The sequence below is a fragment of the Paenibacillus massiliensis 2301065 = DSM 16942 genome (genome assembly GCF_000377505.1).
Classification (GTDB): Bacteria; Bacillota; Bacilli; order Paenibacillales; family Paenibacillaceae; genus Paenibacillus; species Paenibacillus massiliensis.
In genome coordinates this window covers 328457-350527 of record NZ_KB898188.1, presented here as the reverse complement: position 1 = coordinate 350527, position 22071 = coordinate 328457, and the positions used below count along the sequence as shown (strand labels likewise).

Here is a 22071-nt window from a genome sequence, read left to right as displayed (position 1 = left end):
GAGGTGATGTACATGTGGAGACAGGTTCGTTTTGGGCAGAAGCTGGAGCTTGCCGGACTGATTCAGGAGCCCGATTCTCGTTCTACACGGGCGTTAGTCATGACACTGCCGGGCTTGGGGCAGGCGATGAGCGAGAAAAATTACATGTTCTCGGGGCTTCGTAAGAAGCTGACGGGCCAAGGGTACCGCATCGTACAGTTCGATTATCGTGGACATGGGGATAGTGCAGGCGAGCTAGGTGACACGAGCATCTCCACCATGACGGAGGATGCACTTCAGGTGCTACAAGAAATGGTCCCTACACAGGCAGCAAGGGCGGGATCACAGGTGCCAATCATCTTGGTCGGACATGCCCTTGGCGCCGTAGTGGCTATGAGGACTGCTAAAGCGTGGCATAGGCAGACGAGGACTAGGTGTCGAGTCATACTGCTGTCGCCACCGATTGCGCCACTTCCACAGTCATCCAGCTTGTTCGAGAGCAATGTGCTCCGGCAATTGAAGAAGGAAGGGAATCTTGATTCCCAGCAGCTCGTCCCCGGCTATGACTACTACACGCTCAGTGATTTTCGAATGGAGCAGGTGGAGTATGTGTCTGCGCTCGGTGCCCATCTGTTGTACCTGCATGGTCAGCGTCTGGGCTGGGACATGCTGCAGGAGCTTGATGCCATTCAGCCTGAGCTGTGGCAGCAGCATGAGGCTACTGAACCGCTGCATGTCATCTGCGGAGAGCAGGATACACAGGCTGTGGGGGCAGTCAGTGCGTTGCCAGGAGCTGTGCTGCATGAGCTACAGGGGGTTCGTTACTATTACCAGCACCCTGCGGCCATGGACCAGGTGTTAGCGATCATTGAACAGCTGGTACGTAAGATGGCTATTGAAGGCATGAAGGAGCCCGATCCCTGCTATCGGCTATGCAACCGATGCCGCTGTAGCCAGCTTCATATCCAACCTTGAGGGGGAAGCCATGAATTCGATTCCATTTGTACAGTACTTGGCAGAGCGTGGCCGCTTGGACTGGAGAATTCCAGACGAATATGGCTGCAGCGAGCGCAATCTCGATTGTCGCCAGCTCTGTGCGCTAGAGGTGATGAAATGGAAAGGGGAGAAGAATCCTGTCTCGATATTTTTGGATCCATTTAATGCTGTTTCCGATCGATTGATGCTACGCAGAGCTGAACCGGTGCTCCATCATCCGTGGAAGTTAACCGCCTTCCCTGCTTTACAGGATGATAAGCTGCAGCATCTAGTTCGCTCTATTTTCGAGATAGAGGGCTATTGTTTGCTCTATTACAAGGCGGTCAATGTGCCGTTCTCGGCTTATCATGGCAAACATGATGTCATTCATTGGCTGCTACTTGCTGATTTGACCGATACACAGGTGACTGTTATTGATGATACCGGCCTGCCGCCTTATTTTGATGGTTACCAAGCTGTAATCCCGAATCATATTTTCTTCCCGGCCCTCCAAGCAAGCGGTCATGCAGGAGCAGCTATCCTCCGTCACCAGGAAGAGCCAGCGACAGACTTGGGCTTGGAATGGTTCCCCAAGCTCGCAGCGCAATCAGCAACGAAAATGCTTCAGGATGGTGGGCTAGACAGCATTGCCCACTTCGCAGATGCGTTGGAGCAAGCTGAGCGGGCTGAGCTGTTGGAGTCTCTGGAGCAGCTGGAATTCGATGTGCATTATTTCAGGAAGCTTCGAGTGCTGTGGGATACAGCGGTCGAGCGAAAAAATATACCTGAACGCTACCTGAAGCCTGAATGGACCAGCGCGCTGAAGGAAGCATGCAATCAATGGTCTTATGCAGTCGGCGTACTTATGAAATGGACAAGACAGCCGGAGCGTGACTACCGCCAGCGACTGGTCGGATACATTCATGATGCACTGGCTGCCGAAGAACGGCTGGCCCAAGAGCTTAAGCAACTATCGGAGGTGAGTGCTTGAGTAGCGCTGTCTTGAGCCATATGGCTCGTCACATCATGGAGAACGCACTTGCGCTGTGTAAGGGAGAACGTGTGCTGATCGAGGTGATTGGTGAAGCGCAGGAGCTGACCGAGGCGCTTATTCACGCCGCCTATGAGATCGGGGCCGAGCCCTTTGTCAGTTACATGCCAGTACGCTTGCTCAAGCGAATTATATATGAGAGCACACCCGAGCAGCTGGAGTTCTGGAAAGACACCGATCTGCGAAGATTGCAATCCATGGATGCTTATATCGGGCTGAAATCAGAAGCTAATATGTATGAGATGAGTGATATTCCTGTAGATCGATATGAACGGTATGTGCAGGGATACTTGCAGCCGCTTCAGTATGCGATGGCTGATAAAGGGCGCTGGATGCTGCTGCGCAATCCAACACCCGGCATGGCTCAGCTGGCCAAGATGAGCGAGGATGAATGCCAACAGATTTATTACAAGGCATGTGGTCTCAATTACACGCGTCTGTCTGAGTTGAGTGCCCCGCTTGCTGCACGGTTAGAACAAGCGGATCGAGTACAGATTACCGGGCCGGGGACAGACCTTACCTTCTCTATACGCGGAATGGGAAGATTCATTGGAGCGGGACAGTACAACCTGCCTGATGGCGAGCTATTCACTGCGCCCATTCTCGACTCCGCTGAGGGGGTCATTTCGTTCAACCTCCCAGCTACGTATATGGGCATCGTTTTTGAACAGGTGAGGCTGGAGTTTCAGCAGGGAATAGTCACGAAGGCGACCTGTGCAGGCCTGCGCACCTCGGAGCGATTACAATCCCTCCTTCATTCGGATGAAGGTGCATCACGAATCGGTGAATTCGGCATGGGGCTAAATCCGCATATTCGCACAGCTATGGGAAATGTACTCTTCGATGAGAAGATGGCAGGCAGCCTCCACCTGGCGCTAGGACAGGCTTATCCGATGGCAGATAACGGGAACCATTCGTCGATTCACTGGGACCTTGTGCTCTCACAGGCCGCCAAAGACGGTGGAGGAGAGCTGTATCTTGATGGTGAATTGATTCGTCGGGACGGGCTGTTCGTGCCGAAGGATCTGCAGCCGCTGGATCAGTGGCAGGGAGGCTGACGATGGCACGTATTATGATTGTCGGCCAGTGGCTCCTTGGTCATCTGATCCCTGTGCTTGGATTAGGCGCTGAGCTGTGTAGCCGGGGGCATTCCGTGGCCGTTGTGGCACCTCTTCATTACCAATCCGTCATCAAGCGGGCAGGTCTGCGCTTCGTGGAGGTACGTCACGGCAAATATCCGCAGAAGTTCATAACGGAGACCGTGCTGGAGCTACAGGAGGTCTTGTCTGAGGAGACATTCGAGCTGATGATCTGCGACTCCGGGTTATGTGCCCCTGCATATCTGGCAGAGAAGAGGCAGATTCCATGGGTCAGCTACATGACTGGAATTTTCTGGCCTGACGAGCTGATGCCCGGAGTGCCGCGTGTACATGAGCGAATGATGCGGATGTTCCGAAGTGCTGCTGATGAGGCACGGGCACGAATCGGTCTGTCTCCTCTTCAGGAGAAGGCGCGAACACGAGGTGATCTGGCAGGGCTGTCGCCATATCTTCATTTGATGATGATCGTGCGGGAGCTTATCCCTGTGCCCAATGCCATGCCTGATCCCTCTGTATTCGTAGGTCCCTGCTCGTTAGTTGCGACGGAGGAGGATGTTAACAACGAAGGTGCTAACAAGGATACTAACAACGATACTAACAAGGGCTCGATTCATGAGACATGGGGAGAGATACGCCCAAGTAGTCAGGAGATAAGCCATTGCCCCACAATAGTCGTCTGCACTACATCGGCAGATCGTGACGGGTACAGGGAGATTACCGAGCGCTATGTGGAGGAGGCTATCCGAGTTTGTGAAGCGAGAACCTGTCAGCTGATTGTATCGGAAGACAAACCTTATGGGGGAGAGAAGGTTCTGCCTGGGCATATCAGCTGGGTGGAGGGGGTTCCAAGTCATGATGTACTGTTCCGGTCAGCTGATCTGATTATTACGCATGGAGGATGCGGTACCTTACAAAAGGCCATTCACCATCGGGTGCCAATCATTGTCATTCCTTTGGGCGCCGATCACCTGTCCTCAGCCGTTCGCTGCCAGGAGCTTGGGATTGGTGAACTGCTGGAGCCCGATAGCATCGAAGGAGGGCTGGAGCCTCTAATGGATATCTTGCTTGGCAATCCAGAGGTGAAGGAACGAATGCAGAAGCTGTCTGCGAAGGCTGATTGTATCCAGGCAAACCGCAACGGAGCGGATGAAGTGGAGCGTCTGTTGCAACAATTTTATATCAATGGGAAGAGGTGAGATTCATGCTGGAGATGGATACATTGCTGAACGTGGTACGTCAGATTAGCAATCAGACCGAGGTAACTGCTGATTCTGCTTTTACAGAGCTAGGTATGGATTCGACCAATCTGGTCGAGGTGCTGATTGAATTGGAGATGATCCTCGATATGGATATCCTGGATGCGAATCTGAATTTTTATGAAATGGAAAAGGTATCTCATATGTTCGATTATGTCCTCTCGATCCAGACGGCGCAGACCCCGGATTCTCCATGAAACCTGGCGGGCTCTCTGTGAACGGTGCGACCGTATTTGTCCCGGAGCATAGGCATTCATTGGAGGAACTGCAGGACGAGCTGTCACTCAGTTCAGCCGAGGTGCTCAGACTCCGGGAGAATGGGATCGATTCTGCTCCCTCCGCTGCGGGCTTATCTGGTCCGGAGATGCTGGATGGTGTCTTGGGCAGACTGCTGGCGCGGGTTGACCCTGAACAAGTACGTTACCTGCTGCTGCCGTACATTTATTACGCTTTTCCTCATTCAGAGGACGTGCTCGGGAATCTACGTAGGAAATACGGTCTAAAGCGTGCGCTCTGCTTCTCGCTCCGGGATCAGCTATGCTCCGGGTATCTGCTTGCCTTGTATGCTGCAGCACGGTGGATGGAGCAGGAGGAGGCAGAGACGTCTGCCATCATCCTTGCATCGGAGAAATGCATCCTGTCCGATCAGCGCTATGGAGGCGGCCACATTCTTACTGGGGATGCTGCAGCGGCAGTGCTGCTCTCGAAGTCTCCTTCTGGAGATCGTCTGCTTGCCGTCAATAGCTCGACTGATATCCGTACACTACAGCTCGGTAAGCTGAAGACGCGGCAGGATGAAGTGCCCAACTATTTCTATTTTGTGAATCTGGCGAAAATGATCAAACGAACGCTCCGGGAGGCAGGTATTTCCTTCTCTCAGTTGCGTCTGATTATTCCCAATAATGTTACACCCGAGCTGTGGTCTTACATGGCCCGTCTGCTGCGTGTGGATACCACGAAATTTTATACCGAGGGTATACAATCATCAGGACACCTGAACACCTGCGATCTTCCGGTGAACTACACTCGGATTGTGCTGGAGCAGCGAGTGCAGCCGGGAGAATATTACGCGATGCTTAGTCTCGGCAATGGAGGGGTGATCGGCTGTGCAATTTTTCAAAAAGGCGAATGTCTTCCTGTCCTGGCCAGCTGTATGTAGAGACTACGGGCATGTGCGTCCTCTTCAATCCATTGAGCATCGGCTATATAGACATGTAATTCAGTCCTTCAGCGGTGATCCGACTGTTGTGGCTGAGGGTGTGGGAATGAGCTACTCGATCAGTGACACATGTCAGTCACCACATCAGATAGAGGGGAAATTAGGGCTTCCACCAGCATCTCAGCTAGAAGGCCAGCCTGAGCTCCATTCGAGTGTCCAGTCAAGAGTTCAATCCAGACAAGCTGGAGAAGCGACGCACACCGAATGTCCCGAACAGGCCAGCCTTCAACTCAGGCTGGAACCCTGCGAATATGCAGCTGAACTGTTCGCCAGCCTGGGTAGACGAGAGTATGCTGAAGAGCTACAGCCTGAATATCTGGTATGCTGCTATGATTCATACCCGCTGACGGACAAGATTAATGCCGCATTGTATATGCAGAAGCTATTACATTTGAATGAATCACTTACCTTCTCCATAGCAGATGTCGGTTCACTAAGTCCTGTGATGGCTATTCATTGGGCTGCTTCGACCCATGCCGTCGTATGGATGGTCTGCATGGAGCAACTGGGCTTACATGAGCTTGAATATGTGCCTTCTGGGGAATTCCCGATGGCTGATGCAATCGCTGCCTGCCGAATCTCCCCGGAGCAAGGAGACTGGAGAGTTGTTGGTTACGCCTGTATGCAGCCTGATCAGACGGAGCCAAGGGTCAGTGGATCAGTTCTGGGAAGACGTACCGTAGATTTTGTGCTGGATGTGCTTCACCGCCTCGATATTCCAGTGGAGGAGTGCGCGTTATTGACTCAGGCTGTGAGCGAGCAGTACGTCTGTGAGCTGGAGGCCCACATGGACTACGTCATTACAGGGATCGAGGAAGTGAACCTGGGTACAGCAGGATCATTGTATGCCCTCGATACACTTCGCTCGGCAGCAACAACATTGCGATATGCTGTGCTTCATATGGCTGACCCTGCGCGAGGATTGGGATGCATCGTTCTGGAGATGACAGCTGATTGAACAAGACGTCAGAAAGCGAGGGATGCTCGTGGGCAGACTGCGAGATCAGCTTGGAGAATCGATAGGATTGGAAGAGAACGGAAGGCTTGTATGGTTGGGTAATTTCGAGGTTGAGCGGTTCTGGCGAACGGAGGGGCTGCTCTCGCTACCCTTGCTGTCTACGCATTCAGCTGGGAGTGAGTCACTGATCAACAGTCTGAGTGAGCTCGCGTTATGGCTTGCTGATCCCCATGACTTGGTGTTGCTACATCGGAGACCAGACCCTGATTTTATCCAATATATGAAGCAGCTTGGCTGGTCGGTACCAAAGTTCATCACGATTGATGGTGTTCCGTCCTTGCCACTCACAGACTCGTTACTGGCAGACGAGCACGTATGCGCTCAGATTCGGCAATGGGCATCACAGCAGCGAATTACAGAGCACCAGGCTAGCGTCTCTCTTATGCCGCATGGTGCTTCGCCCTCAGAGGAACGTCTTGCACATCGCAGTGATCTACGGCTGGCGGCCCCCGAATCGGAGGTCGTGCAGAAGGTCAATAGCAAGATCTATTCCAGGCGGATCTGCGCGGAGCTCGGCATTCGGCAGCCGAAAGGCAGTACAGCCCATACGCTCACGGAGCTGGAGCAGGCTGCCCATGAGTTGCGTTCATTGTGGAAGTCTGGTCCTCTCGTAGTGAAGGACGCGATGGGCGTATCCGGCAAAGGGATCATCGTACTGGAGGATGAGCAGCGCTTCGAGCAGATCATGAGACTTCTGCGAAGGTCAGCCGAGCGTGATGGACATGAACGTATTGAATTTGTAATCGAGCAATGGCTCCCTAAGCAATGTGATCTGAATGCGACCTTCACCATAGATCCTCAGGGAAATATGCGCTGGGGAACACTACTTCGGGCCTTGGTTCAACAAGGAGTTCACCAGGGGCATCAGTATCCGCACGGCATTTCTGCGGAACTGGAGGCGGTCATGCGCGATACGGGAGAGCGGATTGGAAGCAGGCTGGCAGCTGACAGCTACTTTGGTCCGGTAGGAATTGATGCCATGATCAGCAAGGAAGGCACGATCTATCCCTGTCTTGAGATCAATGCAAGGCTGAATATGTCATCCTATCATGTCGGGCTATTGGACAAGCTGCTGAGCGAACGAGCTGACTATGCCTTGATCAGCCAGATTCAATTCCGAAGAGAGCGTGCCTTCAGCTTCGCAGAGCTTCAACAAGCGCTGAAGCCAGTTCTTTATACACTAGAGCATCGACTAGGCATTGTAGTATGTGCATTTGCACCAGCCTGTGCGGATTCAGTGCGGACAATGGATGCTGGTGAGACGCAAAAAGATAGCAAGTACGCGTACCCGGGTGAGGGCAAGAGAAAAGTGGACCAACAGGGACAAGGGAGGCTATACATCATGAGTATAGGCTCATCCACGGAGCAATGCAGCTCTTATATCCAACGCTGTAAGGAGCTCTTGGAGGAAATCCCCGGCATTCAATGCCGTAACTGAAAGGGAGTGATGACAAAATGGGACATCTGGCTTCGGAGGAGGACAGGAGTGGCATGAAGCATCATATACCAGAAGGCAAGTCGGACTTGCTGGCATGTGCGGAGACCTTTGGTACTCCGCTATATGTCTACGATACACAGGTGATTAATGAACGGATCAGGATGCTTCTGGATAGTCTGCATCCATCTGTTCGACTGATGTACTCGCTGAAGGCGAACCCCAATCCAACGCTGGTGAGTCACATTCATCGACAAGGACTGGGGCTCGAGATCTGCTCCGCCGGAGAGCTGGAGACGGCTCTTGCAGCGGGCGCTACTCCTGATCAGATGATGTATGTAGGACCAGGTAAATCTTTGGGTGAGCTGGAGCGAATTTTGGACATAGGAATTCACTATATCATTGTGGAGTCACTTCAAGAACTTCAAATACTGGAGCGACTTGCGGTAGAAAGGGAGCTCAGGGTGGGTGTGGGGCTGAGATTTAATCCACAGACCGCTATCCATGGTGCACGGTTGAAGATGGGCGGGACGGCTCGACAATTCGGCATAGATGAGACGCAGCTGGATGAAGCCGTTACCATGATTGCATTGTCGGAGCATCTCCGTCTATCCGGCATCCACGCCTATTATGGTACCCGAATACTGAGCGCGCAGACACTGGCAGCGAATCTGTCATACGTGCTTGATTTTGCAGAACGATTCATGGTTGCTCATGCTCTGGAACTGGATTATGTAGGTGTGGGTGGTGGCTTCGGTGTGCCTTATTACGAAAATGAACAACCACTGGACCTGAAGGAATTCAGATCCAGAACCTACGGCCTGATAGATGCTTTCCGCTCACGTTATCCTGTTATCGAATTACTGGCGGAATCGGGTCGATTTCTGATGGCGGAGGCGGGGAGCTATCTGTCCAGCGTGAGATATACGAAGGAATCGCAGGGCAAGCAATTTGCCATTACCGATGGTGGGACGAATCATCACGCAGCAGCAGGAGGAGCAGGTAGCTTGCTTCGGCGGCATTTCCCCGTCTATGCCTGGGCACGGAATATGGCAGCAGACGAGGTGCCCGTAACCATCACAGGTCCTTTGTGTACGCCAGCTGATCTGCTGGCTGAGGATGTCATGCTGCCTCCACTACAGCCTGGAGACGTTATAGCCGTGTTGAATTCGGGAGCCTACGGGCTTACGATGAGCCCGGTTCTGTTCCTGAGCCATGGGATTCCCCGCGAGGTGCTGCTGCATGAAGGGGATGCCATCCTCATACGGGATCGCGATGAATGGTCCCTTCCTCGGATCAGGCTATTGCCACATCGTGAAGTGAGGACGTGTGTACCGGATGAAGATGGTCAGGAGCATACAAGCGAGTAAAGCCGAATAGGACGCCAACGATCGTCGAGAGCGTATGGGTTCGTACGAATTATGATATAGACATCAGACGGGATGCACTGAGATGAACAGGAGTGCATAGCCGTAGGAAGGAGGAGGACAGTGGAGACAGTACAAGCAGATATTGTTATTATCGGGGCCGGGCCTGCGGGAGCGAGCGCGGCGAATTTCATGGCACGTGCTGGTCAACGCACGATATTGCTCGACAACAGCCAGAGTGGTACCCATCATGCCTGGGTTGCCAACCATTATGGCATTACCGGCATGACAGGATATGACCTGTTCGAGACAGGAAAGCTGCAAGCACAGCGTAGCGGAGCTCAGTTGGAGGTAGCTGCTGTTGAAGCGCTGGAGGCAACGGGTGACGGCTTCATCATCCGCACCGAGCAGTCAGCCTATTGCGCTCCACGCGTGCTGCTGGCGACAGGAAAGGCTTATCAGCTTGCGGAGCACGCAGGAGTCGAACTGGTATCTGATAACAACGGAAATATGATAGTTAACACAGATACCGAAGGACGAACCAATGTACCAGGAATTCGGGCAGCGGGGGTATGTACAGGCCTTAGTATGCATGTATCCGTTACCTCCGGGCACGGGGCCCATGTGGCAGTCACCTGGCTAGGTGATATTACCGGTCGTTCCTATCAGGATCACGATAACATGTGCTGAAGAGGTGATTAATAATGAGTCAGGCTATGACATTAAGCGAGGAGCAGAAGTCTTTTTTTGAACAAGAGGGCTATCTGGTGATCAAGGGACTATACTCACCTGAAGAAGTGAACGTACTCAATGAGCTCTACCATAAAATCTGGCTTCGGCTTATGGCCGGGGGGCATATTCAGCAAGCGCCCAATCGTCCGCTCAATAGTCTGTATCCTCGTTTGCGGGATTATCACAAAGACCATGAGGGAATCACTCGCTTTATCCTGAAGCCAGAAGCCATGGAGGCATTGGAGAATCTGACTGGCGAGGAGATGCTTGCGTGTCAGACAAGCTATTATTTCAAGGCTCCAGGGGCAAGCGGGCTACCGCTTCATCAAGACAACTACAGTATTGGTGCCTATCCAGACACGACCTATGCGGTCTGGGTGAGCCTGGACCGCTCAGAGGAGAGCAATGGTGGCCTACATGTCGTGCCGGGTTCACATCGACTGGAGATCATTTCACCAGCAAATGTGCCCAAGACGGTGAATGCATATGGACTGCGTCTGGATCTCCCAGAGGGCTACAGCATTCGGCAGGTGGAGAATGAGCCGGGAGATGTCGTAATCTTCAACGGCAATATTCTGCATGGCTCCTCCCATAACGAGTCGGAGGACTTGTTCCGACGAGCGATCGTTACTCATTTTGCCCGGAGCAGTGTGGAGAAGATTACATTGAATTACAGCAATCTGGTGAACAAGCATGGCGTAAAGGTGCGGAGACGACTGAACTCAGACCCGCGAGTCGTGGAGACAAAGGAGACCCTCTTTGAATTTCGGGATGCCAAATTCTACGACCAGATTATTCATAGAGAATAGGAATGAAGCAGTCTACGTGGGATGTGAAAGCGTATTTAGCCATTCTGGCGCGACATGGTGACAGGACATGCTTCATACATGAGGAGGGGCGTGCCACCAGCTATAGGCAGCTTCTGGATGCTGTGGAATGGAACGCTGCAGCTTTGCGCAAGGCTGGCTGTGCTTCACAAGAAGGGGACAGCAATCATGCTAGTGTGGCGTTCGACGTCTGGCTTGGCTGGAGGGCGGTTCCATTGCTGCTGGCCATTTTTCTGGAGGGCTTAACGGCAGTTCCTGTTGATCCCGTGCGTAGTCCAGCGCAATGCCGCAGAATTCTTGGCAGTGTTCGCCCTGCGTTATATTTGCGTGATGAGCAGTTGGACGAGCAGGGTAAGCTACTCCTGCCGGCGTCAAGCCATTTCGGTAACAAGCATGGCTACTATGACTTGCAGCATGCAGATAGCAGTCTCGCAGCAGGGATCGCTATGCTGCTGTTCACTTCAGGCACAGGTGGACAGCCGAAAGGTGTAATGCTGAGCTATCGGAATATAGGGGGCAATCTTGCTGGTGTTTTGGATTATTTCAGACTGGGCCCGGAGGATCGCCTCGTCATGGTGCGTTCCCTAGCCCATGCTTCGGCGATTACTGGCGAGCTATTACCGGCATTGTATCATGGCAGCTCCATCCTACTGCGCGCCCATGAACGAGGCCCACTCGCCATTGTCAGGTCGGTACAGGAGCATGACGGGACGATTCTGTGTACGACACCATCCGTAGCTGCTGCTCTGGCTGGAAGAGCATCCCGATATGATACAGATACATTGCGGCGCATTGTGCTTAGCGGTGAGCTGTTGCTGCCAGCTCATGTAGACAGAATCAGGAGAGGCTTTCCAGAGGCTACGCTGAGTAATGCGTATGGACTGACGGAGGCTTCGCCAAGGGTGAGCTGCCTGCTGGACATCGCACAGTCTGAGTCACTGGCTTGCGTCGGCAAGCCGATCACGGGAGTTCAGATCCGGATTGAGCCGCCTGAGAATACTGTGACAGCCGCAAGCATGGGGGCGAACACGGGAGTGCTATGGGTATCTGGTCCAGGGGTTATGGCTGGTTATTTAGATGATAAGGAAGCGACCGACATCCGTCTCAGAGACGGATGGTTATGTACACAGGATCTGGCCTCTTGGCAGAATGGGGAGCTTCATGTGTATGGAAGGGCAGATGATATGCTGATCCGCTCGGGGATGAACGTGCATCCGGCTGAGGTTGAGTCGTGGCTGACAGGTATTGAAGGGATTCTGGAGGCTATGGTATTCGGGACTTCGACTCCACAAGGAACCCGGATTGTGGCTTGGGTGGTGGCGGAGCCTGGCATGGAGGCCAAGGAGATTTATCGGCTGCTGCTGCGTGGGGAAAGAGACGAGCGGCTGTGGCCTGACGAGCTGGAGCTGAAGAGTGAGCTGCCCAAGACGCCTTCTGGCAAAATAAGCCGACCAGCTCGTCCATTCATTCAGGAAAGAGAGGTATGACATTGAGGGAACGCGAGCATTGGAATGCTTTTTTTGGTGAGGATTATGTCAGGTTCTCAGAGGTTATTCTGTCACCAGAGCGTACAGCCTTTGAGGCACAGCGCATTGTAGAGCTTTTGCAGCTCCCGCCGGGTGCAGCCATACTCGATCTTGGCTGTGGTCAAGGGAGACTAAGCATTGAGCTGGCCCGAAGGGGCTACCAGGTCACAGGCGTTGATGCCTCAAAGGAGCTGCTTGAAGTAGCGCGCAGGCGAACCGCTGAAGCACACCAGAAGGTAACCTATCTGGAGACGGACATGCGAGATCTGGATTTTACAGCGACCTTCGATGCGGTCATTAATGTAGGTACAGCCTATGGTTACATTGATGATGAGGCAGGGGATCAACTGATTCTGAGCAAGGTCTACACAGCGCTCAAGTCAGAGGGAGTATTTCTGCAGGAGACGGAGAACCGTGATTACAAGCTACAGGGCCTAAGAAATACATGGAACCACATGAATGGACGTCCGGTCTTCTCTGAACGGATCTTTAATCCTGTGAATGGACGCTGGCGTGAGCATATCTTCTGGTATGAAGGCGATCAGCAGCGCAGCTCCTTGCTGGAGCTACGTCTTTATAGTGCGACGGAATTGATTCGAATGATACGTACAGCAGGTTTGAATGTAGAGCAGGTCTATGGAGGATTCGATGCATCGGAGCTGACGGTGAACAGCCCACGGCTGGTTATTCTATCCCGAAAGGAGCGGGGACATGTCTAAGGAGCATACCATTATTCCAACGGCAGAGCGGCAATGGCATGAGGGAATCTACGAAAATACGGAGATGTGCTATCTGTGGGAGGAGGCTTCCTCCGAGCGACGTGCTTTTTTGCTCAAAATGAAGCCAGGCAGTGTTATACCCATGCATGATCATCCTCAGCGTGAAATAGCAATATTGCTTGAGGGAGATATGATCATGGATGATGGCCAAGTGATGTATGCGGGAGATTTTCTGACGGCGGGGCATGGTGAGCCCCACGAGGTAACGACCAAGACAGGCTGCATTATGTTCTTGTACATTGACTATGATGTAGAGACGAGACAGATTGTGAACCGGGAATGAGCAGCATGATGATTACGAATGACAGTCGTACTTTATTTAACGATGTATATCATGCAGCCTATGATTTTGTCACCAGCTATACTGCCGGTCGGATTCGCCAGGAGTTAGAGCATGTAGGCCTACACGACACAGACACATTTTCCAGGGAGCAGGCTGAGCAGCAGCTTCGTTGTCTGGATTCATATCGGTCACTTGTGCACTGGGCTCTTGCCTTTCTGGTTCAGGAGGGACACTTGGTAGGGGAGGGCGCAGAGCTTTATCGTTGGACCGCAGGCCGCCCATCAGGTCTCGACCTTCGGGAGCGGGACGTGCAGGCTCTGAATCTTCATATACAGCCGTCACTGACGATGATTGATTATGTGGCCTCCCACTGGCTAGCCATATTGAACGGTGAGTCTCAGGTGATGCAGGTTATGTTCGGCGCGCAGGGCACCTCCCTGTGGGAAAGCTACTTCAATAATGCTCATGATCTGTACTCGGTCCACAATCAATGGGCAGCCGAATCCTTGGCAGACCGTATTCTTCCTGGTCATTCTCCGAAGATTCTTGAGCTCGGAGCGGGATACGGATCTGCAGCAAGAGCCTTGGTCGAGGAGCTTCGTTTACGCCATCAGACTATTGCTGGTTACGCGCTTACAGATGTGAGCCCGCTGCTCGCAGGGAAGGCCAGACGGCTTCTAGCCCCCGAATTTCCCGAGATTCCATTCAGCTCTCGCAAGCTCGACATGAATCGTTTCTCCCCTGCAGATGAGGACTCATATGATTTCATCTACGCAGTCAATACCGTGCATTGCGGGAGCCCCCTATCGACTGTGCTTGGTCATCTGCGTGAGCTGCTGACAGACAAGGGTCAGCTCATCATTTCCGAGTGTGTAAGGGCAGATTATGATGTGCTGCTGCATCAGGAATTTTTGTTCTCGCTACTGCCGGGCTTCTACAAGATTACTGGAATGAGGGAGGGAACCCCTTGCTTTGGATTCCGTACTGCAGCGGATTGGGGAAGTCTTCTGATGGAGGCGGGGTACGCTCAGGTCAATGTTGAAGTGAACAGTGGTACGGCCATACGTGGTGCGATAATTACAGCACAAAAATAATGTCTACGCAGACACAAAGCACAGAAAATGACTCATTAGCAAACATGGGCACCCAACGTGGTGTCTTTTTTTTTCGACAAAATCTCCAGTATTCCTACGTAATTCCAATTGATGAAAATGGGAAAAAGCCGATTTATGGGTAAAAAAAGCCGAGTTACCTTCTGTGGAAAAATCTATCATTAAATTACTGGTACAACCACTATAAACACGGCAGGAGGGGAAGTTCTTTGGTTGTTGTATGGGATGTGGAGCAGTGCTCGGAAAGTAGCCAGATGATCGGCGCAGAACTGAATCAGTCTTGGGAGAATATACCGGTAAGGTATGCTGTATCGTGGGAGGATGCCAGTCGTATGGCAGAGGGTGGTGAGGCAGGAGCGTTGCTGGTGGTAAGCTCAGGCGATAGCTGGCCGCCAGGATTCCACTGGTCTAGTCTTCCTTCCCATCTGCCCAAGTTTCTGATCTCACAGGCAGACAAGCAGGCTCGATTCATCATCCAGCTATTGATGTATTATTTGGCCTCACTTCCCGGTTCGCAGACTACAGAAGCAGAAGTGGGAGCCAAAGCTGATGATATCGACTGGAACAAATCCATCAACTATATTCAGGAAAATCTGGACAATAACGATCTGACCCTGGAAGAGGTCGCCAGACAAAACTATGTCTGCAAGTGGCACTTTTCCAAAATGTTCAAAAGAAAAATGGGCCTTACCTTTCGTGAATTTCTGATCAATGAGCGTATTAAGCTGGCTAAGGAAATGCTGATGACCGACCAGTCTGTAACAGATGTGTGCTATGCGGTGGGCTATGGAGATCTGACCCATTTTGGCCGTATGTTCCAAAAGAAGGTAGGCATGCCTCCCTCCCGCTTCAAACGAATGTACTGGAAGGCCGATCGGACATAGAGTACGGGCCCGGCATTCCATACAAGCATGAACGGCATTCTTGCAGACAGGGATCGGAGCTGTACTCACGTAGGAATATTCCAGCATCTTCGTGTCCTGCGGGAAGGCTGCACATGACTCTATCCAATTGAGGAGTATTGTATGAAAAAAATAACAATATCCATCGTAATTGTGCTGATTCTGCTACTGGCAGGCGGCTACTGGTGGTGGACAAAGCCATATGATCTACCTGCGATCTCTTCAGAAGCCTCGTGGGAATCCTTTCAGCTGGATTTTGCCAAGGAGGCGCAATCCTACGCGACAGCTCAACAGGATACGGTGGAGAGACCACAACTTCCGCTGCAAAGTGTGGAGGAGGCTGACCAGCTCTTTGCTTATGCTCTTACTGCATCTCGTAACAAGCAGTTGGAGCAATCGGAGATTGTGCGATATCTGAAAGAGACGGTTGCCTATGATCCATCGAATGCTGCTTACTCCACTGCATTGCGATTGGAACTGATGGACACGGAGCGTAGCGAAGAATTCGTATCCTTCGTCGAGGGACTCAACGCTCAGGATGTGCCGCAGCTTGAAATCCAAAAATCTATGGCCATCATTGATAGACTCCAGGACCCTTCAATCGGAACAGCAGTGCTGGGACAACGTTCATATGTTGCCATCGAAATACTCGATCGTGTGCTGGAGCGCAATCCGTATGACTGGATGGCTCACTATGCCCGGGGAATCAACAATCTCTATTGGCCTGTAGGGCTGCAGCGAATCGATCTGTCCATTCAGGACTTGTCCTTCTGTGTGGCTGTGGCGCGTCAATATGAGGGTCGTTCGCCGGAATTGTGGACGAGAGCTTATCTTGCATTGGGAGATGCTTTGGTCAAGAAGGGACAGATCGCAGAAGGCATCAAAATCTGGGAGGAAGGGTACGAGCAGTATCCTGAAAATGAAGAGCTGCGCAATCGTGTAGAAGCAGGTGAGGATCAGGCTGAGGTGATTGTGTCGGCAGAACGGGGAATGGAGCAATTCGAGCGCCCTGCCCCGGATATGACGAATCTGAATGTGATCTGGGAGCAAGCCGAATCAGTGGAGACTCGCTAGGAAATGCATGCAAAGGTGGATGGTTCATGGATGAAGTAATGATTACAGGAATCGGCACACATACCTCGATCGGGCGTGATACGAGTGAGCTATGGGAGTCGTTGTTGGCGGGGAAGTGTGGTACGGAGCCACTCACCTTGTTCGATGTCAGCTCACATACGAATAAGATGGCTTGTCAGATCCGCCATTTACCTGCCCCCGAGCAGCAGAGCCTGCTCGATGGGGGTGGAAGAACTATTGGCATTTTTATGCCAGCGATAGAGGAAGCTCTACGTTCAGCAGGCCTAAGCATTGCAGACCTGTCTCGTTATCGTGTAGGTCTGTGCGTAGGTACAACGATGGGCGAGATTGAGCCGTTGGAGCAGGCTCTTCGAGGTGCGAATCCAGCAGTCCAAGGTGGACCGAGCCGGATTGCCGCTCATACCGCGGCGAAGCTGGGGCTTCAAGGACCGCTATGGACGTTCACAAATGCTTGTTCAGCCGGGAATTTTGCCATTGCCAAGAGCATGGATGAGTTAAGGTTCGGCCGGGCTGACATTATGATTGCAGGTGGAGTGGATTCGCTGTCGTGGGTGGCCTTTACGGGATTCTCCAGTCTGCGGGCGATGTCACCAGACTGCTGTCGTCCCTTTGACGTGAATCGCCAAGGGCTGATTCTCGGTGAGGGAGCCGGGGTGCTGGTGCTCGAAACGCGAGCGCATGCCCAGAAGCGTGGAGCTTCACAGAGGGCGCAGCTTCTGGGCTATGGACTGGGCTGCGACGCGCATCATATTACACAGCCTGATCCTGAGGCGAAAGGGGCCGTTCGGGCGATGCGGCAGGCGATGAGCGCTGCTGGTGTTCTTCCGTACGAGGTCACGCATGTCAGTGCTCATGGAACAGGTACGATTGCTAATGACCGAATGGAAGCCAAAGCGATTATGGAGGTGTTCATGGATAAGGATCGGGACGAACGGCTTACGGTCAATTCCATCAAAGGCCATCTTGGACATACGCTTGGGGCTGCCAGTGCCATCGAAGCTGTCATGTGTGTGAAGACCATAGAGACCAGCGCATTCCCACCAACAGCCAATACCGAGCACATCGATCCCATCTGCATACATGAGCAATTAACTATTAACAGGCAGGTACAGGAGGGACGTGTGGGCATTGTCATGTCCAATTCCTACGCGTTCGGAGGTATTAATTCTTCGATCGTGCTAGCTGCTCCCGAAAGGAGAACGACAGGATGAGCAATTCCGGCAAAAGCAGCTGCACGGAGCTACTAATGCTGAGCAGCGGGGCGGTGACCCCGGCGGGAGCCGGTACACGATTAGCCCAGCCATGGCTCAGGAGAGCCATGAACAATCCTACGCTGTCCCCACGGCTTGAACGAATTCCTGCTGAGGTGACTGCGATCAGACTGCCAGGAGTCCGGAAGTGGGGACGCCCCTCACGAATGGCTTATTTGGCTGTGGCGGAAGCCCTGAAGGGGATTGAGCTTGAATGTCCAGAACGAACGGGAATGATTATTGGTGGGGAGTATACGAATCTTGAGGCCATTCTTCAGCTCGATGAGGATGCAGCCTCGTTCGGAGTCAACGGCACCAATCCAGCCATTTTTCCAGAGACGGTTCTAAATGTCGTAGGCGGGCATCTTGCGGCCCAGTTCGGCATTACAGGCGTTAATGTTACGGTGTCTAGCGGCTCACGTACCGGGGTGCAGGCTTTTCAATATGCAGCGGATTTACTGCGGCTGAACCTGGTGGACAGGATCGTCGTCTGTATCGTACACGTGCATATTCCTGACAAGCTGACTGATTATGTAGAACCCCCGCAGGCTTCGGGCGAGTATGCTGCTGCCTTCCTGCTGCAAGCCCTACCAGCTGAATGCAGCTGGAGAGATATGGTTAAGGAGAAAGACGTCGACAGGCTGCTCCTCGTACCACGTTCGGGAGATTTGATGCTCTGTGTGGCTGCAGAGGCTGAACAATTACGTGAGAACAATCGCCCACTTGGGATGAAATCAGAGCTTGAGGATCATCAGATCTGGCTGGCTTATGCGGAGGGAGGGGGCCATGTTGTCCAACTCGTTGCACCCATCTCAGGCTCGGCCTGAGGCGGTCATTACAGGAACGGGCCTGCTAGCCTCAAGCGGCAGCACGGAGGAAGAGGTGTGGCAAGCGCTTCTGAGGGGAGATACACAGGCAGGGAGAAGAATCTATGCTACGGCTGGAATCGGTGATGAACTGGCGTATCCAGTCTATGGCATAGAGCAGGAACGATTACAAGCCCTGCTGCTGCCATCCGAGCACGCCGCGCTTGAGCGGTGGGGGCTCGCAGAGGATGCCGATGTCCAAATGCTGATAGCCGTTATTCGTCAGGCGCTGGAGCATGCCGGATTAGCAGCTGGGACCGACTCGCTTGCGTGGCCGAAGCCCTGCCGGGTGTCGCTAGTCATCGGACATGAGAATTTGGGAGTCACATCCTTGGCTGATCGTCTGCTAGGACAGCCGGATACTACTCCTGCCTTTTCCAAGCTACAGCAATCGTTCTTTCATCTGCAGACCTTTCCGTACCTGTTCTATATCGCCCAATTGTTCGGGGTCGATGGCATGGCTTATACAGTCAATAATGCGTGTGCATCAGGGCTATATGCGCTAGAGCTAGGTCGCAAGCTGCTGCTCTCGGGGGACACGGATGTAGTCATTGTAGCTTGCTCGGATTATGCACATGTCACTGAATACCTGTGGCTTGATGAGAAGGGGGCTCTCTCACCGTCCGGAGCTCTTCGCCCGTTCGATACGAAGCGGGACGGGTCCGTGCTTGGTGATGGAGCAGGCGCACTGATCCTGGAGACAGCTGAGCATGCCAGACTACGTGGGGCGCTTCCGCTGTGCAGCTATACAGGAGGCTGTTTTGCGCAGGATTCATGGAGCATGACGCTGCCTGATGTTAGCAGACATACCTATGCGTCTGTTATTGAAGGGGCCGTGAGAAAGGGGAAAAGGGAGACGGTGGATCTGCTCATTCCGCATGGTTCCGGCAGCCGACTCTGGGATCGATACGAGGCTGCAGAAATCACCCTGGCCATGGACAGGCTGGAACGAGACGTTCCCCTGATAGCAGCCTTTAAAGGAGGGCTGGGGCACACGCTGGGTGCCAGTGCGATGATGGAGCTGCTGCTTGGCATTCGTTGTCTGCGAGAGCAACTGGTACCTGCTACCGCACACTGTGAAATCGTCGATCCCAAGTTGGGAATGCCTGTTGTGCAGAGAGTCCTGCAGACACCACTGCAATCCATCATCAAGGCAGTGCCTGCTTATGGAGGTTTCCACGCTGCCTGCAGGCTGGAGCGATGGAGTTAGGAGGATGATATGAAGCAAGAGCAGTGCTTACAGATACGGAATTTCAAGGGTAGGACAGCATTTGTAACAGGGGGATCACAGGGGATCGGAGCAGCCATTGTCCGCATGCTAGTCTCCGCAGGGGCACAGGTAGTATTCACTTATTCAAGTAACGCCGAGGCTGCGGAGTCCTTAATCGAGCAATGCGGCGGGCTGGAGAATGCAAGAGCAATTCGGGCCAATTTTACAGATTCGACGAACTGTGCAGCACTCCTGGAGGAGCTTCGGGGCTTGGAGCTGGATTACCTTGTTAACAATGCGGGCATGATTCGGGACGCTCCGCTCTACACGATGCCGCAGCAGAGCTGGCAGGATGTATTGGAGGTAAATCTGGTCGCTCTTTTTCCGGTCGTGCAGGCGGCCTTGCCTTCATTGACCCGCAAGCAGGGCAGTATCGTGAACGTGGCCTCGGTGTCGGGCTTAAGTGGTACAGCAGGGCAGACCAATTATTCGGCTGCGAAAGCCGGGGTCATCGGGTTCGGCAAGGCACTCGCCCGTGAAGCCGGTCCGCTGGGGGTACGAGTCAACACCGTAGCACCTGGCTACGTCGACACCGGAATGGTAGGTGATCTGACTGATCGCCGCAGAAAGGGAGTAACGCGCGGCATACCGCTTCGCCGCTTCGCGCAGCCAGAGGAGATAGCCCGGGTGGTGCTCTTCCTGTTGTCTGACGAGGCTTCTTATGTGACGGGTGCTGTACTCAGCGTAGATGGAGGACTTTACTAATCCAAGGAGGAATAGGCATGAATCAATCAGAGGAGAAGTTGAGGAGCAGACTGTACGAGCTGGCGCAAGACGTGAGCGGAGAAGGCGATCTCGGGCTGACGCCTGCCGAATACTTCGCGACTCCGCTCGGGGAGCTAGGGATCGATTCCTTATCAGCACTGGAGCTGTCAGTGTATCTGGAGAGAGAATTTGGCGCCCGAATTGAAGAAGATGAACTAAGCAGCATCCGAACGCTCGAAGACATTGTCGCTTTGGCCCAGTCCAAGGGGGTATGAGATGCGTGTGCAATGGCTGCGCCGGAATTACGGGGCTGTAGCGCGACGAATTCCGCTGCTGGAGACGGGGACGCCCCGTTTTGTAGATCGGTTCTCCACCATTCTGGGAGCCTTTCTGGAAGGCTACAACACCGTACTTGAAGAGGCGGAGCTGGACCCCGAACGTGTACGTACTCGGTTGGATGAACGGTTCGATGACTTTTACCGGGGCTTTGCCTATGAGGGCATGGGGATGGGGTTAGGTGCCCGCAGCCTGTTTCGCTTCGGAGAATTGCGAGCCTTTGAGTATAATGCTGCCCAGGTGTCCAACGCTTATCTTTACCAATACTATGTCGGATTGGGCTGGTGGCTGCTGACTCGCTACGGATATCGGGCTCAGGCTTATGAGCGTATGCTGGGGAGTCTTGATCCTCTGCATGGCCCGATCATCTTTGACGGAGTTGGCTTCCGAACGGGAATGGAGCGCTTCGCATCGAAGCCGCAGACGATCGCCCGCTTCGCGCGGTTTGGACCCGTTGGCGAGACCGTATGCTATCAAGGCCTGGGACGCTGGTTATGGTTCCAATGCGAATTCAACCCCATGAAGCTAATGCAGCAAGTGGATAAGCTACCCTCCGAGCATCAAGCCGATGCCATGAGTGGAGCAGGATTGGCGGCAGCCTACAGCATGTTCGACGACATGGAATGGACCTGCGCTCTGTCTGCTTACATCCCTGAAGAGCTGCGAGCAGGCTTTGTTCAGGGGCTATCCTTCGGCTGGGAGGCCCGTAGGCTCCAGACGCCAGACTTCGAGCATAGGGTAGCTGCTCTGACGGCCTCCTCACAGGCACAGATAACCGAGGCGATTCGGCTGGTGCATGAAGTGAAGGCGAGCGTTGAGGATAGGATTCAACAGCGGAGCTTGGCAGGAGAGAACCCCTATGTGCACTGGATTCAAGGAGTAAGACGTAAGCTGAGCTCAGTTTCGAATGGACAAGGAGCATTTTAATACCGTGCTTATTTCGAACTAGCACTGGTTCATAGTCAAGTGTAGCAAGCGATTTAATATT

The 22071-nt window shown here is 53.1% G+C and carries 23 protein-coding genes; all 23 read left to right on the top strand.

All coding sequences use genetic code 11. The annotated features are described in order from the left end of the window. The first annotated feature begins 12 nt into the window (after positions 1 to 12). The 23 genes from D328_RS28805 (at position 13) to D328_RS28760 (ending at position 22010) form a co-directional block, all read left to right on the top strand. Entirely contained in the window at positions 13 to 954 is a 942-nt protein-coding gene (locus tag D328_RS28805) for an alpha/beta fold hydrolase (RefSeq protein WP_018884951.1), read from the top strand. 10 nt (positions 955 to 964) lie between these two features. After that, entirely contained in the window at positions 965 to 1945 is a 981-nt protein-coding gene (locus D328_RS0110455) for a hypothetical protein (RefSeq protein WP_018884950.1), read from the top strand. Then, the gene (locus tag D328_RS0110450; protein ID WP_018884949.1) at positions 1942 to 3063 is read left to right on the top strand and encodes an aminopeptidase; all 1122 of its coding nucleotides are present in this window, start codon (positions 1942 to 1944) and stop codon (positions 3061 to 3063) included. Before D328_RS0110455 ends, D328_RS0110450 begins: the two co-directional genes overlap by 4 nt. Positions 3064 to 3065: 2 nt before the next feature. Continuing rightward, on the top strand, positions 3066 to 4301 hold the full coding sequence (locus D328_RS0110445) for a glycosyltransferase (RefSeq protein ID WP_018884948.1): 1236 nt from the start codon (positions 3066 to 3068) through the stop codon (positions 4299 to 4301). A gap of 5 nt (positions 4302 to 4306) precedes the next feature. Then, complete coding sequence (locus D328_RS28800; RefSeq protein ID WP_018884947.1) at positions 4307 to 4558, top strand: phosphopantetheine-binding protein; 252 nt, start codon at positions 4307 to 4309, stop codon at positions 4556 to 4558. Continuing rightward, entirely contained in the window at positions 4555 to 5520 is a 966-nt protein-coding gene (locus D328_RS0110435) for a 3-oxoacyl-[acyl-carrier-protein] synthase III C-terminal domain-containing protein (protein WP_018884946.1), read from the top strand. The genes D328_RS28800 and D328_RS0110435 overlap by 4 nt, the downstream gene beginning before the upstream one ends. Then, positions 5468 to 6538 carry a hypothetical protein gene (locus D328_RS0110430; protein WP_018884945.1) on the top strand — a complete coding sequence of 357 codons (1071 nt, stop codon included), beginning with the start codon at positions 5468 to 5470 and terminating at the stop codon, positions 6536 to 6538. The genes D328_RS0110435 and D328_RS0110430 overlap by 53 nt, the downstream gene beginning before the upstream one ends. Before the next feature lie 28 nt (positions 6539 to 6566). Further along, positions 6567 to 8036: a preATP grasp domain-containing protein gene (locus D328_RS28795; RefSeq protein ID WP_169445795.1), complete on the top strand. Its 1470-nt coding sequence runs from the start codon at positions 6567 to 6569 to the stop codon at positions 8034 to 8036. A gap of 53 nt (positions 8037 to 8089) precedes the next feature. Beyond that, positions 8090 to 9403, top strand: coding sequence for a type III PLP-dependent enzyme domain-containing protein (locus tag D328_RS28790; RefSeq protein ID WP_025680065.1), 1314 nt, complete (start codon positions 8090 to 8092; stop codon positions 9401 to 9403). Positions 9404 to 9523: 120 nt separating this feature from the next. Next, entirely contained in the window at positions 9524 to 10090 is a 567-nt protein-coding gene (locus D328_RS0110415) for an FAD-dependent oxidoreductase (protein ID WP_018884942.1), read from the top strand. A gap of 14 nt (positions 10091 to 10104) precedes the next feature. After that, on the top strand, positions 10105 to 10941 hold the full coding sequence (locus D328_RS0110410; protein WP_018884941.1) for a phytanoyl-CoA dioxygenase family protein: 837 nt from the start codon (positions 10105 to 10107) through the stop codon (positions 10939 to 10941). A gap of 2 nt (positions 10942 to 10943) precedes the next feature. Further along, positions 10944 to 12446: a class I adenylate-forming enzyme family protein gene (locus tag D328_RS28785; RefSeq protein WP_018884940.1), complete on the top strand. Its 1503-nt coding sequence runs from the start codon at positions 10944 to 10946 to the stop codon at positions 12444 to 12446. After that, positions 12443 to 13204: an SAM-dependent methyltransferase gene (locus D328_RS0110400; protein WP_018884939.1), complete on the top strand. Its 762-nt coding sequence runs from the start codon at positions 12443 to 12445 to the stop codon at positions 13202 to 13204. Before D328_RS28785 ends, D328_RS0110400 begins: the two co-directional genes overlap by 4 nt. Continuing rightward, positions 13197 to 13547 carry a cupin domain-containing protein gene (locus tag D328_RS0110395; RefSeq protein ID WP_018884938.1) on the top strand — a complete coding sequence of 117 codons (351 nt, stop codon included), beginning with the start codon at positions 13197 to 13199 and terminating at the stop codon, positions 13545 to 13547. The genes D328_RS0110400 and D328_RS0110395 overlap by 8 nt, the downstream gene beginning before the upstream one ends. A 5-nt stretch (positions 13548 to 13552) precedes the next feature. Continuing rightward, positions 13553 to 14641, top strand: coding sequence for a class I SAM-dependent methyltransferase (locus D328_RS0110390; RefSeq protein WP_018884937.1), 1089 nt, complete (start codon positions 13553 to 13555; stop codon positions 14639 to 14641). Between the two features lie 227 nt (positions 14642 to 14868). Next, a complete protein-coding gene (locus D328_RS28780) occupies positions 14869 to 15543 on the top strand; it encodes a helix-turn-helix domain-containing protein (RefSeq protein ID WP_018884936.1) in 675 nt (224 codons plus the stop codon). 141 nt (positions 15544 to 15684) lie between these two features. Beyond that, the gene (locus tag D328_RS28775) at positions 15685 to 16635 is read left to right on the top strand and encodes a tetratricopeptide repeat protein (protein ID WP_018884935.1); all 951 of its coding nucleotides are present in this window, start codon (positions 15685 to 15687) and stop codon (positions 16633 to 16635) included. A 26-nt stretch (positions 16636 to 16661) separates the two neighbouring features. Beyond that, the gene (locus D328_RS28770; protein ID WP_018884934.1) at positions 16662 to 17867 is read left to right on the top strand and encodes a beta-ketoacyl-[acyl-carrier-protein] synthase family protein; all 1206 of its coding nucleotides are present in this window, start codon (positions 16662 to 16664) and stop codon (positions 17865 to 17867) included. Next, positions 17864 to 18733, top strand: a complete 870-nt coding sequence (locus D328_RS0110370; protein ID WP_018884933.1) for a beta-ketoacyl synthase N-terminal-like domain-containing protein — start codon at positions 17864 to 17866, stop codon at positions 18731 to 18733. The genes D328_RS28770 and D328_RS0110370 overlap by 4 nt, the downstream gene beginning before the upstream one ends. Continuing rightward, a complete protein-coding gene (locus D328_RS0110365) occupies positions 18693 to 19982 on the top strand; it encodes a beta-ketoacyl synthase N-terminal-like domain-containing protein (RefSeq protein ID WP_018884932.1) in 1290 nt (429 codons plus the stop codon). Before D328_RS0110370 ends, D328_RS0110365 begins: the two co-directional genes overlap by 41 nt. A 9-nt stretch (positions 19983 to 19991) precedes the next feature. Beyond that, the gene (gene fabG / locus D328_RS0110360; protein ID WP_018884931.1) at positions 19992 to 20747 is read left to right on the top strand and encodes a 3-oxoacyl-ACP reductase FabG; all 756 of its coding nucleotides are present in this window, start codon (positions 19992 to 19994) and stop codon (positions 20745 to 20747) included. A 17-nt stretch (positions 20748 to 20764) separates the two neighbouring features. Continuing rightward, a complete protein-coding gene (locus tag D328_RS28765) occupies positions 20765 to 21022 on the top strand; it encodes an acyl carrier protein (protein WP_018884930.1) in 258 nt (85 codons plus the stop codon). A gap of 1 nt (position 21023) precedes the next feature. Further along, entirely contained in the window at positions 21024 to 22010 is a 987-nt protein-coding gene (locus D328_RS28760; protein ID WP_018884929.1) for a DUF1702 family protein, read from the top strand. Positions 22011 to 22071 lie beyond the last annotated feature (61 nt).

Bases quoted from the DNA above. Each gene is read 5' to 3' on its own strand.
- D328_RS28805 (WP_018884951.1), top strand. From the start codon at position 13: ATGTGGAGACAGGTTCGTTTTGGGCAGAAGCTGGAGCTTGCCGGACTG.
- D328_RS0110455 (WP_018884950.1), top strand. From the start codon at position 965: ATGAATTCGATTCCATTTGTACAGTACTTGGCAGAGCGTGGCCGCTTG.
- D328_RS0110445 (WP_018884948.1), top strand. From the start codon at position 3,066: ATGGCACGTATTATGATTGTCGGCCAGTGGCTCCTTGGTCATCTGATC.
- D328_RS28800 (WP_018884947.1), top strand. From the start codon at position 4,307: ATGCTGGAGATGGATACATTGCTGAACGTGGTACGTCAGATTAGCAAT.
- D328_RS0110435 (WP_018884946.1), top strand. From the start codon at position 4,555: ATGAAACCTGGCGGGCTCTCTGTGAACGGTGCGACCGTATTTGTCCCG.
- D328_RS28790 (WP_025680065.1), top strand. From the start codon at position 8,090: ATGAAGCATCATATACCAGAAGGCAAGTCGGACTTGCTGGCATGTGCG.
- D328_RS0110410 (WP_018884941.1), top strand. From the start codon at position 10,105: ATGAGTCAGGCTATGACATTAAGCGAGGAGCAGAAGTCTTTTTTTGAA.
- D328_RS28785 (WP_018884940.1), top strand. From the start codon at position 10,944: ATGAAGCAGTCTACGTGGGATGTGAAAGCGTATTTAGCCATTCTGGCG.
- D328_RS0110400 (WP_018884939.1), top strand. From the start codon at position 12,443: ATGACATTGAGGGAACGCGAGCATTGGAATGCTTTTTTTGGTGAGGAT.
- D328_RS0110395 (WP_018884938.1), top strand. From the start codon at position 13,197: ATGTCTAAGGAGCATACCATTATTCCAACGGCAGAGCGGCAATGGCAT.
- D328_RS0110390 (WP_018884937.1), top strand. From the start codon at position 13,553: ATGATGATTACGAATGACAGTCGTACTTTATTTAACGATGTATATCAT.
- D328_RS28775 (WP_018884935.1), top strand. From the start codon at position 15,685: ATGAAAAAAATAACAATATCCATCGTAATTGTGCTGATTCTGCTACTG.
- D328_RS28770 (WP_018884934.1), top strand. From the start codon at position 16,662: ATGGATGAAGTAATGATTACAGGAATCGGCACACATACCTCGATCGGG.
- D328_RS0110370 (WP_018884933.1), top strand. From the start codon at position 17,864: ATGAGCAATTCCGGCAAAAGCAGCTGCACGGAGCTACTAATGCTGAGC.
- D328_RS0110365 (WP_018884932.1), top strand. From the start codon at position 18,693: ATGTTGTCCAACTCGTTGCACCCATCTCAGGCTCGGCCTGAGGCGGTC.
- fabG (WP_018884931.1), top strand. From the start codon at position 19,992: ATGAAGCAAGAGCAGTGCTTACAGATACGGAATTTCAAGGGTAGGACA.
- D328_RS28765 (WP_018884930.1), top strand. From the start codon at position 20,765: ATGAATCAATCAGAGGAGAAGTTGAGGAGCAGACTGTACGAGCTGGCG.
- D328_RS28760 (WP_018884929.1), top strand. From the start codon at position 21,024: ATGCGTGTGCAATGGCTGCGCCGGAATTACGGGGCTGTAGCGCGACGA.